We start from the raw sequence: 13,910 nt of genomic DNA on the forward strand, positions 1-13,910 counted from the left end.
CACCGGATGCCGCTGTCACCCGCCGGGGTGGGGTCCGGGGCAGGCCACCGAGGTGGGGCTATCCCCCGCAAGATCCACCGGTTCTCCACATGGTCCCGGCCCCGTACCCGGCGAGACCATGATCCACATGACAACAGGACTGGCCCGGGCGGCCCTGCGCGCGCACCGCCCGGCATTCGTGGGGACGGCGGTGGCCGCGCTCTTCGCGGCGACCGTGGTGAGTGCGTCGACGATGATGCTCGGCGCGACGAGCGCCGACCGTGCAGGGCTCTCCCCCGCGGCCCGCAGACAGATCACGGAGAACGGCGTGGGCGACATGGCGGTCGTCCTGCTGATCGGATCCATCTACATGTCGATATTCGTCGTCGTGTCGACCATGGGCACGGCCGTCGCGCAGCAGCACCGCGAACTCGCGATGGTCCGTTCCATCGGCGCCAAGCCCCGCCAGATCCGCCGCGCGGTGGCGGTCCAGGCCCTCGCTGCCTCGATCCCCGCGGCGCTCCTCGGCTTCGTGCTCGGCGGCTTCGGCGCCCGGTGGTGGCACGCGGGCATGGTCGACCACGGGCTGCTCCCCGCGGAGGCCGCCTTCCGTTACAGCTGGCTCGCGCTGCCGGTCTGCCTCGGCGTGGCCGTGGTGACGACGACGGTCGCCGCGCTGCTCTCCGCACTCCGGTTCTCCCTGCTCCGCCCGGCCCGCGCCCTCAGCGAGGCCGCCACGGGCCGCCGCGGGCTCGGCCTGCTGCGGGCGCCGCTCGGCGTGCTCGCGGTGGCGGGAGCGTGCGTCGTCTCGGTGCTCCTGTCGAAGCAGCCCGCGAACGAGGCGGGCGAGGGCGCGTTCCTCGTCCTCATCCTCTTCTGCGCGGGCGCGGGCCTGCTCGGTCCGCGCCTCGTCGGCCCCGCGGCCCGGCTGGTCTCGGCGGTCGTCGGCCGGTTCGGCCCGAGCGCACGCCTCGCGATGCTCAACGTCCGCTCGCAGCCCCGCCGTTTCTCCGCCGCGGTCGTCCCGCTGATCCTGGTCGTGGGCTTCGGCCTCACCAAGATCGGCATGCACACGACGGCCGAGCACCGCACCGGTTCGGCGGGGACTCCGGGCGAGGTCTGGCTCGACTACGTGGGCACGGGGCTGTACGCGGGCTTCGCCGCCATCGCCGCCGCGAACACGCTCGCCATGATCTCCTTCGAGCGCCGCCGTGACGTGGCACTGCTCCGGGTCGTCGGCAGCCGACGGGCGCAGGTGGGGGCGATGGCGGCGTGGGAGGCGGTGGTGGTCGCAGGCACGGCACTCCTCCTGGGCACGGCGATCGCACTGGCCACGCTGGCCCCCATCCTCAGCACAGCTTTCGGCTCCGCACTCCCGTACCTCCCGTGGCCGGTCCCGACGGCAGTAGCAACAGGCACCCTGCTCCTGACCCTCCTGTCCACAGGCCTCCCGATCCGCTCCGTCCTACGCAGACGCGCAATCACGGTGATCACCTCGACGTAGAGCCCAGAGGAACGGCGCCCCGCTCAGGGGCGCGGGGAACTGCGCGCCAAGCCACACACACCCCGCACCGGAGGCCCGGCGGCCACCCCCTCAGGGGCGCGGGGAACTGCGCAACCAGCCACACACGACCCGCACCCCACAACCAGGGCCAGCCCCCTCAGGGGCGCGGGGAACTGCGCGACCAGCCCCCACCGACCCGCACCGCGCAAACCGCCCCAACCGACCCCGGCGAAGCGTCACCGCCCAACCCAGCGGAGCGCCACCGCGGAGCGCTACTGTGGCGCCCCCCGCCACCCCGAAACCGGCAACGCAAATTTAGCGACAAGTCGATCCGTGAACGACGCGTGATGCAGCCGCGCAAGCCGCACCGGCACCTCTCCCCTGCGCACCTCGACCCGCGCCCCCGAGGGCAGCTCCATCGTCCGGCGCCCGTCGCACCACAGCACCCCGTGCGGAGTGTGCTGCTGGACCTCGACGGCGAGCACCGAGTCCGGCGAGGTCACCAGGGGCTTCGCGAAGAGGGCGTGTGCGCTGATCGGGACCATGAGCAGCGCCTCGACCTCCGGCCACACCACGGGCCCGCCCGCCGAGAACGCGTACGCCGTCGAGCCGGTCGGGGTCGCGCAGACGATGCCGTCGCAGCCGAACCCGGTGACGGGCCGCCCGTCGATCTCCAGGACGACCTCGAGCATCCGCTCGGGCGACACCTTCTGCACGGCGGCCTCGTTCAGCGCCCAGTCGCGGTGCATCACGTCGCCGTTGCGGTGCACGACGACGTCGATCGTCATGCGCTCCTCGACCTCGTACGCCTTGGTGACCACCCGGTCGACCACCTTGTCGAGGTCGTCCCGCTCGGCCTCCGCGAGGAAGCCCACGCGCCCGAGGTTCACCCCGAGCATCGGCACTCCGGAGGCGCGTGCGAACTCGGCGCCCCGCAGCAGCGTCCCGTCACCGCCGAGGACGACGATCAGCTCGCAGTCGTCGATGCAGTCGGCCGTGGCCTCCTTGACCGTCTCGACCTCGGCGGGCAGCGGCAGGTCCACCGCCTCCGCCTTCAGGACCCGCACGCCGAGACCGCTGCGCAGCAGCCCCTGGACGACGAGTTCGGCGCTGCGGATGGCCGCGGGCCGTCCGGTGTGCGCGAGCAGGAAGACGGTACGAGCTCGGGTCTGGGTCACTCGGGTCTGGGTCAACGGGGCCCCTCCGCCACGGCACGGTCAACGTCCGCCGGGTCCAGTTCGGGAGCCCCGGCGCGCAGCCACAGAAAGTACTCGACATTCCCTGAAGGCCCTGGCAGCGGGCTCGCGGTCACCCCGCGCACGCCGAGGCCGAGCCCCCACGCCTGGCGTGCCACGCCGCGCACGGCGTCCGCCCGCAGTTCGGTGCTGCGCACCACGCCGCCGGTGCCGAGCCGCTCCTTGCCGACCTCGAACTGCGGCTTGACCATGAGGACGAGGTCCGCGTCGGGTGCCGCGCACCGCACCAGGGCGGGCAGCACCAGGCCCAGCGGGATGAAGGAGAGGTCGCCGACGACCACGTCGACGGGGATCCCGTCGATCGCTTCGAGCGTCAACTCGCGTACGTTCGTACGGTCCTTCACAGTGACCCGGTCGTCGCTCTGCAGCGACCAGGCGAGCTGGCCGTAGCCGACGTCGACGGCGACGACGTGCGCGGTGCCCGCGCGCAGCAGCACGTCGGTGAAGCCGCCGGTGGACGCGCCCGCGTCCAGCGCGCGGCGGCCCTCGACGACCAGGCCCTGCGGCCCGAAGGCGGCGAGGGCGCCCGCGAGCTTGTGCCCGCCGCGCGAGACGTAGTCGGGGTCGCTGTCGTCCTGCGTCACCACGATCGCGGCGGCCGTCTCGACCTGCGTCGCGGCCTTGGTCGCGACGGTCTTGCCGACCGCGACCCGGCCTGCGGCGATCAGCTGGCTCGCGTGCTCGCGCGAGCGCGCGAGCTTCCTGCGGACGAGCTCGGCGTCGAGGCGGCGTCGTGCCACTCCTGCCACGTTCGGTTCAGCTCCTGTCGTACGAAGATGGAGATGCCGGTGCCCCGGTGGGCGCCGGCGGGCCGGGGCGCGCGTCGAGCGCGGTCAGTGCGTCGCGCAGGCCCCGGTGTACATCCTCGTACACCTCGATGTGGCCGTCCGTGGCGAGGTGGTCCGCGTCGCCGATCCGGGCGAGACAGGCATCCACCTCGGCATTGCCGGTGGGGGTGCGCTCGACGCCGAGGGGCGCGGGGGCGGCGGGGTCGTACGACGGCTCGTCCTGGACCTGACGCTCCGGCTCCGCCGCCTCTCCCTGTTCGGGGCCCGCGTGAGAGTCGTTCATGGCACGACGCTACCGCGAAGGCCTGGGGTACGGTCGATCACGATGGCGACCATGGCGGAGTGCCGCACAGCACTCGACAGACTCTCCGACACCCTCGCGTCGGCCGACGGCGACGTGCGCGGTGCCGCTGCCCTGAACCGCTCGCTGAGCTGCCGCATCACCGATCTCGACGTCACCTTCACCGGCCGCCTCGAGAACGGCCGGATCACGGTGCTCGACAGCCACCCGGGGCCGCCGCGCGAGAAGGCGGAGATCCGCCTCGCGATGACCGGGGACGACCTGCTCTCGATGGTGGACGGCGAGCTCAACTTCGCGAAGGCCTGGGCCTCGGGCCGGGTGAAGCTGGAAGCGGGCTTCCGGGACCTGCTGCGGCTGAGGTCGCTGCTCTAGCGGCTCAGGTCGCTGCTTTGACCGGTGTCCTGCGGCCCGCGCGGGCCGCGGGTATCACCAGCGGTGTCCCCGTCTCGGGGTCCTCGATGATCTGGCAGTCGATGCCGAACGCCTCCTTCACCAGCTCCGCCGTGACGATCTCGGACGGCGGACCCTCGGCGAGGACGGCGCCGTCGCGCAGCGCGATGAGGTGCGTGGCGTAGCGGGCGGCGTGGTTCAGGTCGTGCAGGACGGCGACGAGCGTGCGGCCCTGCTCCTCGTGGAGCTCGGCGCACAGGTCCAGGACGTCGAGCTGGTGCTGGATGTCGAGGAAGGTCGTCGGCTCGTCGAGGAGCAGCAGCGGGGTCTGCTGGGCGAGTGCCATGGCGATCCAGACGCGCTGGCGCTGGCCGCCGGAGAGCTCGTCGACGTACCGCTCGGCGAGCTCGCGCACGCCGGTCGCGGCCATGGACTCGTCCACGATCCGCTCGTCGTCCTCGGACCACTGCCGCAGCAGCCCCTGGTGGGGGTAGCGGCCGCGGGCGACCAGGTCGCCGACGGTGATGCCGTCGGGCGCGATGGAGGACTGCGGGAGCAGGCCGAGCGTCTTTGCGACCTTCTTCGCCGACATCGACTGGATGACGTTCCCGTCGAGCAGCACCCGGCCGGTGGACGGCTTGAGCATCCGGGACAGGGCGCGCAGCAGCGTGGACTTGCCGCAGGCGTTGGGGCCCACGATCACGGTGAAGGAGTTGTCGGGGATCTCGACGGACAGCTTCTCCGCGATGACGCGCTGGTCATAGCCGAGGGTGACGTCGTCGGCGATGAGCCGGTTCACAGCAGCACGCTCCTGGTCGTGGGGTGGTACGGGTTCGCGGCGGGGCTTCATATCCGTCCCGCCTTGCGCTGGGTGACGAGCAGCCACAGCAGATAGACGCCGCCGAGCACACCGGTGACGACGCCGACCGGCAGCTGGTCGGCGCCGAAGGCCCGCTGCGAGGCCCAGTCCGCGACGATCAGGAGCGTGGCGCCCATGAACATGGCGGGCATCAGGTTGGGGCCGGGCGAGCGGGTGAGGCGGCGTGCCAGCTGGGGCGCGGTGAGCGCGACGAAGCTGACCGGGCCCGCGGCGGCGGTGGCGGCCGCGGTGAGCAGCACGGAGGCGCCGAGGAGCACGAACCGGGTGCGTTCGACACGTATGCCGAGCGAGTTCGCGACGTCGTCGCCCATCTCCAGCATCCGCAGCGGACGTCCGTACACGAGCACGAGCGGTACGAGGACGGCGCAGAGCACGAGCAGCGGCCAGACCTGTGCCCAGTCGCGGCCGTTGAGGGAGCCGGTCATCCAGACCACGGAACGGGCGGCGTCGACGAAGTCCGCCTTGGTGAGCAGATAGCCGTTGACGGCGGTGATGAACGCGGAGACGCCGATGCCGACCAGGATGAGGCGGTAGCCGTGCACGCCACGCTTCCAGGCGAGCAGATAGATGGCGAGGCCGGTGACGAGGCCGCCGACGAGCGCGCCGCCCGCGACCTCGACCGCGCTGCCCTTGAACAGGACGATCATGGTGAGCGCCCCGGCGGTCGACCCCTGCCCGAGGCCGAGCACGTCCGGGCTGCCCAGCGGATTGCGCGCGATGGACTGGAACAGCGCGCCGCCGAGCCCGAGGGCCGCGCCCACCAGGAGCCCGACGAGGACCCGCGGCAGGCGCAGGTCGTTGATGATGAACTCCTGCCCTGCGTCGCCGTTGCCGAACAGGGTGCGGACGACGTCGGCGGCCGGGATGTAGAAGTCGCCGGTGCCGATCAGGACGACGCCCGAGACGAGGGCGGCGACCACGAGCAGGGTGACGACCACGGTCGTGCGGACGTCGAGCCGGACGGAGAGGCCGCCCCGGGTGCGTATCGCCTTCACAGCTGGGCCACCTTGCGCCGACGTACGAGGAAGATGAAGACCGGCGCTCCGATGACCGCGGTCACGATGCCGACCTGGAGCTCCGCGGGCCGGGCCACGATCCGCCCGACGACGTCCGCGCCGAGCAGCAGGACCGGCGAGAGGACGGCCGCGTACGGCAGGATCCAGCGCATGTCGGGCCCGGTGAAGGAGCGCACGATGTGCGGCACCATCAGGCCGATGAACACGATCGGCCCGCAGGCGGCGGTCGCGGCCCCGCACAGCAGGGTCGCCGCCGCCATGGACAGGACGCGGGTGCGCGTGAGGTGGGCGCCGAGCGCCCGGGCGGTGTCCTCGCCCATCGCCATCGCGTTCAGGGGCCTGCCCAGGGAGAGGGCGAGCACGGCGCCGATCGCGAGGAAGGGCAGCACCTGCTTGATGGTGTCCATGTTGGCGGAGGCCAGCGAGCCGACCGTCCAGAAGCGCATCTTGTTGAGCGCGGCGCCGTCCATGATCATGACGGCCTGCAGATAGCCGTAGAGCGCCGCGCTGAGCGCGGTACCGGCCAGCGCGAGCCGCACCGGGGTCGCCCCGCGCGATCCGCCGAGGAAGTAGAGCAGCACGCCGACGAGCAGGGCGCCGGTGAAGGCGAACCACACATAGCCGCTCAGCGAGGTGACGCCGAAGAAGCTGATCGCGCTGACGACGGCGGCCGATGCGCCGAGGTTGATGCCGAGCAGCCCTGGGTCGGCCAGCGGATTGCGGGTGAGCGCCTGGAGCACGGCACCGGAGAGGCCGAGCGCGACACCGGCGAGCACCCCGAGCAGGCTGCGTGCGAGCCGCTCACCGACCACGACGTCCCCGTACGTCCCGGTGTCCTGAAACAGCCCGTGCCAGACCTGGTCCATGGACATCGATTTGGAGCCGACCGCGATGCTCGCGAGGAACACGAGCAGGAGCACGGCCACGGAGACCAGCAGCCCGATGCTGCGTATCGCGCGGCGGCCGGGGGGCGCGGCGGCGGTCTCCGCGCGGGGTTCTGGGGGACTGTCGACCAACACCTGGTTAGGTTAGCCTACCCTCGCACTGGACTTCGACGAGAGAAGCACCACCCATGCACGCAGCCCGGCGCTCCCCCTCGCCTGCCCCGAACCGCCGCCGCGTACTCCTCGCGGGCGGCGCCCTCGGCCTCGGCGCCCTGCTCACCGCGTGCGGCGACGGCGACTCCTCCGCGACCGGCAAGAACAGCTCGGGAGGCGGGGGCGCCGGGTCCTGGAAGTTCAAGGACGACCGCGGCAGGACCGCCACGGCCGAGGAGCACCCGAAGAACATCGTCGCCTTCATCAGCGCGGCGGCCGCCCTCCACGACTACGGCATCGAATGCAAGGGCGTCTTCGGCCCCTCCGAGCCCGTCGGCGGCAAGCCGAACCCCCAGGCAGGCGACCTCGACCTCGCCAAGCTCACCAGCCTCGGCACCGAGTGGGGCCAGTTCAACATCGAGAAGTACGCGGCCCTCGAACCCGACCTGCTGATCAGCAACATGTTCCCGGCGCCCGCCCTCTGGTACGTGCCCGAGGAGAGCACCGAGAAGATCGCCTCGCTCGCCCCCACCGTCGGCATCAGCGTCGCCCGCGCCTCCCTGAAGGAGCCGCTGAAGCGCTACACCGAACTGGCCGCCTCCCTCGGCGCGGACCTGGAGACCGAGCGGGTGCGCGCCGCCAAGGCCCGCTTCCACCGGGCCGAACGGACCCTGCGCAAGGCCGCGGAGGCCAACCGGGGCCTCAAGGTCATGGCGATGACGGGCACCACCGACCAGATGTACGTCGCCGTCCCCGACTCCTACTGCGACCTCAACTACTTCAAGGACCTCGGCGTCGAGTTCGTCGAGGGCAAGAAGAGCGACGAGTGGGGCTTCTGGGAGTTCCTCGGCTGGGAGAACGCCGACAAGTACCACGCCGACCTCATCATGATCGACAACCGTTCGTCCGCGCTGCCCGCCAAGGAGCTCGCGAAGAAGGGCACCTGGAACGAGCTCCCGGCCGTCAAAGCCGACCAGACCATCCCCTGGCCGATGGAGGAGCGCTACAGCTACGCCGGTTACGCACCCGTCCTGGAGCGGCTCGCCGCCGCCGTCGAGAAGTCGAAGAGGCTCAAGCGATGACAGACTCCCCGTACCAGTTCTTCGACGTCGAGGTCGTACGCACCGAGCACGTCACCCCCGCCATGATCCGCGTGACCTTCGGCGGCGCCGACCTGCCCCGCATGGCGACCGCGGGGCTCGACCAGCGCGTCAAGATCTTCCTGCCGCACCCCGGCCAGGACAGCCCGGTCATGCCGGACACCTCCGGGGACACCCTCGACTGGTACGCCGCGTGGTGCGACCTCGACCCCTCCGTACGCGGCATCATGCGCACGTACACGACCCGTGAACTGCGCCGCGACCCGGACGAGCTGATCATCGACTTCGCCGTCCACGGCCCCGCCCCGTCGCCCGCCGACGGCCCGGCGACCAGCTGGGCGCGGACCGCACGGCCGGGCTCCCGCATCGGCGTCCTCGGCCCGGTCAACGAGGAGAACTCCGCGTACGACTTCCGCCTCCCCCACGACACCGACTGGCTGCTCCTGGCCGCCGACGAGTCGGCGCTGCCCGCCGTCGCGAACATCCTCGAGACGCTCCCGCCGGGCCTGCCGACCCGCGTCTGGATCGAGGTCCACGACCTCGCCGACCGCCAGGACCTGCCCACCAAGGCCGACGCGGAGATCCACTGGCTGACCCGGACGGGCACCACCGCGGACGCGATCCGCGGAACGGACCTCCCCGAAGGCAGCCCCTACGCCTGGATCGCAGGCGAGTCCGCGACCGTCAAGGCCGTCCGCCGCCACCTCGTCCGTGACCGCGCATACGACCGCAAGAAGGTGTCGTTCTCGGGCTACTGGCGCAGGGGAACGACGACGGACGAACTGATCGACTCCGGCGAGAGCGCCTGAGCGGCACCCCGGCCAGAACAGCCCCCCGCCCCCTCTCCCCCTCCGGCCTCACAACCCCAGCCGGGACAGCGCCTTCCCCGCGTCCGACGCGCACACCCCGTCGCCCGCCTCCGTCCAGGCCGCCGCGCACAGTGCCCGCAGCCCGTCCATGGCCTCGCCGTCACCGTCGAGCACAAGCTCCTCGCCGCGCACCGAGGCGGTCCAGCCGCCGCAGCGGAACCCGCCCTCCACCGGGGCGACCTCCGGCTGACCGGTAAGCATGCCGCGCAGATCCGCATCCACGTACGTCGGCCGGTGCTCGGGAGGCGCGGCGAGCAGCTGCGCGCCGTCCGTGACGCCGGTCAGCACGAGCAGCGAGTCCACCTCGCCGTTGAACGCACCCTCGATGTCCGTGTCCAGCCGGTCGCCGACCACGAGCGGCCGCTTCGCGCCGGTCCGCAGGATCGTCTCCCGGTGCATCGGGGGCAGCGGCTTGCCCGCGACCTGGGGCTCGGCGCCCGTCGCGATCCGGACGACCTCGACCGCCGCGCCGTTGCCGGGCGCGATGCCCCGGGCGCTGGGGATCGTCAGGTCCGTGTTCGACGCGAACCACGGCACCCCGCGCGCGATGGCGAAACAGGCCTCCGCGAAGCGCCCCCACGCCATGTCCGGGCCGCCGTACCCCTGCACCACCGCGGCCGGATCGTCGTCGGCCGACTCCACCGGCTCAAGACCCCGCTCGCGCAGCGCGACCCGCAGCCCCTCACCACCGATCACCAGCACCCGGGCGCCCTGCGGCACGTGCTCGCTCACCAGCCGGGCCGCGGCCTGCGCCGACGTGATCACGTCGGGCCCTTCGGTCGCGATCCCCAGCTCCGTCAGATGCTCCGCCACCGCGTCCGGCGTCCGCAGCGCGTTGTTCGTGACGTACGCCAAGTGCATGCCGCCGTCCCGCGCGGTGCCCAGCGAGTCGATTGCGTGGGCAATGGCGTGCCCGCCCGCATAGACCACCCCGTCGAGGTCGAGAAGAGCTGTGTCGTAGACCTCACTCAGCGCCCGTTCACTGCCATCCGGGCAGGTCCTGACACGGGCATCTGCACTCCGGCTCGCGGCCTGGCTCATTACGCATCGCTCCTCGCTCGATCCCACTCCCCCGATCATCGCTTATGCCACTGACACACATACGATGCCCTAATGAACACAGCGGGTGACAACGACGTCAGCGGCCTCGACCTGATCCCGTTCCGGGGTGTGCGCTATGTCCCCGAACGGGTCGGAAGTCTCGCCGCGGTGACCTCACCGCCGTACGACGTGGTCGTACGGCCGGACGGCCTGCTCCACCTGGAATCCGCCGACCCGCACAACATCGTCCGGCTGATCCTCCCCCAGGCCACCACCCCGGCGGCCCGCAACCAACAGGCCGCCGACACGCTCCACACCTGGCTCGGCGAGGGCGTCCTCGCCCCCGACGCCGAGCCCAGCCTGTACGTCTACGAACAGCAGGACAGCGACATGCTGCAGCGCGGCGTCATCGGCGCGCTCCGCCTCTCGGAGGCCGCGGACGGAATCGTCCTCCCCCATGAAGGCGTCATGCCCCATGTCGTCGAGGACCGCGCCGCCCTCATGCAGGCCACCTCCGCCAACCTGGAGCCGCTGCTCCTGACCTACCGCAGCGACTTCGACGGCGAGCACGAGCCCAGAGGCGCGACGGCTGTGGTCGAACGCACCGCTCGCCGCGAGCCCCTCCTCTCGACGACCACGGAGGACGGCTTCCACCACCGCCTGTGGTCCGTGACGGACCCCGCGGAGATCGCCGAGATCCAGTCGGACCTCGCCCGCCACCAGGCCCTGATCGCGGACGGCCACCACCGCTGGGCGACCAACCTGCGCCTGCGCGCCGAGCACCCCTCACCGAGCGCCTGGGACTACGGCCTGGTGCTCCTCGTGGACACCGCCCGCTACCCGCTGCGCGTCCGCGCCATCCACCGTTACCTGCATCGGCTGCCGGTGGCGGACGCCCTCGCCGCCCTCGGGAACTCCTTCCGCATACGGACCGTCGACGGCTCCCTCGACCACGCCCTCGAAGCCCTGGCCGAGGCAGCGGCGAGCACGAACGCCTTCGTCCTCGCGGGCGACGGCGCCTTCCACCTCGTCGACCGCCCGTCCCAGGCCCTCCTCGCCCGCACGGTCCCGAACGACCACCCCGAGGCCTGGCGCACCCTGGACGCGACGGTCCTGCACTCCACCCTGCTCGACCACGTGTGGCAGATCCCGGACACCCCGGACCACATCGCGTACATCCACGACACCGCGGCGACGGTCGAGAAGGCGGAGCGCGACGGCGGCACGGCGGTCCTGATGCATCCGGTACGGGAAGAGGTCGTCCGCGACCTTGCGATACAGGGCGTCACGATGCCCCGGAAGTCCACGTCGTTCGGCCCGAAGCCTGCGACGGGCCTGGTCCTGCGGGACCTGACCTTCTGAGCCATACGCCTTCTGAGCCATACGCAAAAAGGGCGGGCCCCCGAGGGGGCCCGCCCTTTCCTTCCGCGTGTCAGTCCTTGTCGAGGCTGTCGGCGTCGTCATCCTCAACGTCGTCGTCCTCGGCGGCGGGGGCGATCGGCTCGGCGGAGCCTTCGCCCTCTCCCTCGTCGTCCATGGCGTCGACGAACTCGACGCCTTCCAGCTCGGCGAGCCGGTCCGACGCGTCGGTGGTGCCGTCCTTGTCGGACTCGACGGCCTTGGCGAACCACTCGCGTGCCTCGTCCTCGCGTCCCGCGACGAGCAGCGCGTCGGCGTACGCGTACCGCAGTCGGGCCGTCCAGGGCTGCACGGAGTTCGACGCCAGCTCGGGGCTCTGCAGGGTGACGATGGCGGCGTCGATCTGGTCCAGATCGCGGCGGGCCCCGGCGGCGACGAGCCGCATCTCGACCTGCCCCGCCTTGTCGAGCTTGTGCACCTCGGGTGCACCGGCCATCTCCAGCGCCTTCTCGGGCCTGCCGAGCCCGCGCTCGCAGTCCGCCATGACGGGCCACAGCTCGACGGTGCCGGTCATCCGACGCGCGGCCCGGAACTCGGCGAGCGCCTCGCTGTACTTCTGGTTCGCGTACGCGGCGAAGCCCGCGGCCTCACGCACGGCGGCGACCCTGGAGGCCAGCCGCAGGGCGATCCGCGAGTAGGCGTAGGCCTGCTCGGGGTCCTCGTCGATGAGCTTGGCGACCATCACCAGGTTCCTGGCGACGTCCTCAGCGAGCCCCTTGGGAAGGCTCTGCAGCTCCTGCTGTACGTCCTTGTCGATCTCGTAGCCCGTGACGTCCTCGGGGATCGGCAGCCGCCTGATGGGCTCGCGGTCACGGTCACGGTCGCGGTCGTCACGCCCGCCGCGGTACCCACCGCGGTCCCCGTCACGCCGGTCGTCGCGCCCACGGAACCCGCCGCCACCGGGCCGCCCGCCACGGTCGTCGCGCCGCGGCCCGTGCCCGCGGTCGTCACGGCCCCGGTCATCGCGCCCGCGGTAGCCGCCACCGCCGCCGCGGTTGTCGTCACGCCGGAACCCACCACGGTCGCCCCGGTCATCACGCCGGTCATCACGCCGGTCGAACGAGCGGTCGTCACGGCGGAAGCCACCGCGGTCACCGCGGTCGTCGCGCCGGTCATCCCGACGGTCGTCACGGCGGAACGGAGGCCGGTCACCGGCACCGCCACGGTTGTCATCGCGCCGGAAGCCGGGCCGGTCACCGCCACCACGGTTGTCGTCACGACGGAACCCACCGCCACCGCGGTTGTCGTCACGGCGGAAGCCACCGCCGCCGCGGTTGTCGTCACGACGAGGCCCGCTCGGCCGGTCGTCGCGCCCACGGTAGCCACCGCCACCGCCGCGGTTGTCATCACGGCGGAAGCCACCGCCACCGCGGTTGTCATCACGACGGTCATCGCGGCGATCGTCACGACGGAACGGAAGCCGGTCACCGGCACCGCCACGGTTGTCGTCGCGCCGGAAGCCACCACGGTCGCCCCGGTCACCGTCACGACGGTCATCGCGCCGGTCGTCACGACGATCGTCACGACGGAACGGAGGCCGGTCGCCGCCGCCGCGGTTGTCGTCACGACGGAAGCCACCGCCACCGCGGTTGTCGTCACGACGAGGCCCGCTCGGCCGGTCGTCGCGCCCACGGTAGCCACCGCCACCGCCGCGGTTGTCATCACGGCGGAAGCCACCACGGTCGCCCCGGTCACCGTCACGACGGTCATCGCGCCGGTCGTCCCGGCGATCGTCACGGCGGAACGCGGGCCGGTCGCCACCACCGCGGTTGTCATCGCGACGGAAGCCACTGCCACCACGGTCCCGGTCATCACGACGAGGGCCACTCGGCCGGTCGTCACGACGGAACGGGGGCCGACCGCCGCGGTCCCGGTCGCCGCCGCGGTTGTCGTCACGGCGGTCATCGCGACCCCGGTAGCCACCGCCACGGTTGTCGTCGCGTCGGTTGTCATCACGACGGTCGTCACGGCGGAACCCACCGCGGTCGCCGCGGTCGTTGTCCCGTCGGGGAGCCGCTCCGCGGTATCCGCCCCGGTCACCACTGTCCCGGCGGCGCTGGTCGCGCTCCGGTCGCTCGTCGGGAGAGTTGGTGGACATCGGTGACTCCTAGTCTTCGGTACCGCAGTCATTCTCGCGCAGCCGGGGTGCCGGCGCGCTTCGACAAAAACAAAAGGACCCCTGGTCCCAGCGTGGACGCTGGGACCAGGGGTCCTCCAAAGATTGTTCGGCGGCGACCTACTCTCCCACAGGGTCCCCCCTGCAGTACCATCGGCGCTGTGAGGCTTAGCTTCCGGGTTCGGAATGTAACCGGGCGTTTCCCTCACGCTAT

General features: G+C 71.9%; 14 protein-coding genes and 1 rRNA gene. 6 read left to right on the forward strand and 9 right to left on the reverse strand.

All coding sequences use genetic code 11. The annotated features are described in order from the left end of the window. Positions 1-127 precede the first annotated feature (127 nt). Positions 128-1,483 carry an FtsX-like permease family protein gene (locus tag AC068B_RS35620; RefSeq protein ID WP_478675641.1) on the forward strand — a complete coding sequence of 452 codons (1,356 nt, stop codon included), beginning with the start codon at positions 128-130 and terminating at the stop codon, positions 1,481-1,483. A gap of 272 nt (positions 1,484-1,755) precedes the next feature. Here the strand turns inward: AC068B_RS35620 and AC068B_RS35625 are convergent, their stop codons facing one another. From AC068B_RS35625 to AC068B_RS35635, 3 genes are read right to left on the reverse strand one after another with little or no spacing between them, the layout of a single operon-like run. Then, on the reverse strand, positions 1,756-2,661 hold the full coding sequence (locus AC068B_RS35625) for an NAD kinase (RefSeq protein WP_478675642.1): 906 nt from the start codon (positions 2,659-2,661) through the stop codon (positions 1,756-1,758). Between the two features lie 11 nt (positions 2,662-2,672). Then, positions 2,673-3,488 (reverse strand): TlyA family RNA methyltransferase, encoded by an 816-nt coding sequence (locus AC068B_RS35630; protein ID WP_478675643.1) that lies wholly within the window; start codon positions 3,486-3,488, stop codon positions 2,673-2,675. Between the two features lie 7 nt (positions 3,489-3,495). Then, positions 3,496-3,810 (reverse strand): hypothetical protein, encoded by a 315-nt coding sequence (locus AC068B_RS35635; protein ID WP_478675644.1) that lies wholly within the window; start codon positions 3,808-3,810, stop codon positions 3,496-3,498. A 42-nt stretch (positions 3,811-3,852) separates the two neighbouring features. Between AC068B_RS35635 and AC068B_RS35640 the strand changes: the two genes are divergently transcribed. Then, complete coding sequence (locus AC068B_RS35640) at positions 3,853-4,200, forward strand: alkyl sulfatase C-terminal domain-containing protein (protein WP_359354299.1); 348 nt, start codon at positions 3,853-3,855, stop codon at positions 4,198-4,200. A 4-nt stretch (positions 4,201-4,204) separates the two neighbouring features. Here the strand turns inward: AC068B_RS35640 and AC068B_RS35645 are convergent, their stop codons facing one another. The 3 genes from AC068B_RS35645 to AC068B_RS35655 are packed head-to-tail and all read right to left on the reverse strand — an operon-like array spanning position 4,205 to position 7,133. Further along, positions 4,205-5,068: an ABC transporter ATP-binding protein gene (locus AC068B_RS35645; RefSeq protein ID WP_478675645.1), complete on the reverse strand. Its 864-nt coding sequence runs from the start codon at positions 5,066-5,068 to the stop codon at positions 4,205-4,207. After that, positions 5,065-6,093, reverse strand: coding sequence for a FecCD family ABC transporter permease (locus tag AC068B_RS35650; RefSeq protein WP_478675646.1), 1,029 nt, complete (start codon positions 6,091-6,093; stop codon positions 5,065-5,067). The genes AC068B_RS35645 and AC068B_RS35650 overlap by 4 nt, the downstream gene beginning before the upstream one ends. Continuing rightward, positions 6,090-7,133 carry a FecCD family ABC transporter permease gene (locus AC068B_RS35655; protein ID WP_478675647.1) on the reverse strand — a complete coding sequence of 348 codons (1,044 nt, stop codon included), beginning with the start codon at positions 7,131-7,133 and terminating at the stop codon, positions 6,090-6,092. Before AC068B_RS35655 ends, AC068B_RS35650 begins: the two co-directional genes overlap by 4 nt. A gap of 53 nt (positions 7,134-7,186) precedes the next feature. On the opposite strand from AC068B_RS35655, the gene AC068B_RS35660 reads away from it, so the two are divergent. Then, on the forward strand, positions 7,187-8,233 hold the full coding sequence (locus AC068B_RS35660) for an ABC transporter substrate-binding protein (protein WP_478675648.1): 1,047 nt from the start codon (positions 7,187-7,189) through the stop codon (positions 8,231-8,233). After that, positions 8,230-9,060, forward strand: a complete 831-nt coding sequence (locus tag AC068B_RS35665) for a siderophore-interacting protein (protein WP_478675649.1) — start codon at positions 8,230-8,232, stop codon at positions 9,058-9,060. The genes AC068B_RS35660 and AC068B_RS35665 overlap by 4 nt, the downstream gene beginning before the upstream one ends. 48 nt (positions 9,061-9,108) lie before the next feature. On the opposite strand, the gene AC068B_RS35670 is transcribed toward AC068B_RS35665, so the two are convergent. After that, a complete protein-coding gene (locus AC068B_RS35670; protein WP_478675650.1) occupies positions 9,109-10,161 on the reverse strand; it encodes an HAD hydrolase-like protein in 1,053 nt (350 codons plus the stop codon). 72 nt (positions 10,162-10,233) lie between these two features. Here AC068B_RS35670 and AC068B_RS35675 point away from each other — a divergent pair, with 72 nt between their 5' ends. Continuing rightward, entirely contained in the window at positions 10,234-11,523 is a 1,290-nt protein-coding gene (locus AC068B_RS35675; protein WP_478675651.1) for a DUF1015 family protein, read from the forward strand. A gap of 70 nt (positions 11,524-11,593) precedes the next feature. Here the strand turns inward: AC068B_RS35675 and AC068B_RS35680 are convergent, their stop codons facing one another. Next, positions 11,594-12,370 (reverse strand): tetratricopeptide repeat protein, encoded by a 777-nt coding sequence (locus AC068B_RS35680; protein ID WP_356258961.1) that lies wholly within the window; start codon positions 12,368-12,370, stop codon positions 11,594-11,596. A gap of 144 nt (positions 12,371-12,514) precedes the next feature. Between AC068B_RS35680 and AC068B_RS35685 the strand changes: the two genes are divergently transcribed. Beyond that, entirely contained in the window at positions 12,515-13,684 is a 1,170-nt protein-coding gene (locus tag AC068B_RS35685) for a hypothetical protein (RefSeq protein WP_478675660.1), read from the forward strand. 119 nt (positions 13,685-13,803) lie between these two features. Here the strand turns inward: AC068B_RS35685 and rrf are convergent. Beyond that, a 5S ribosomal RNA gene (rrf, locus tag AC068B_RS35690) occupies positions 13,804-13,910 on the reverse strand; the annotation flags it as partial.

The organism is Streptomyces sp. NPDC042371 (assembly GCF_056437465.1).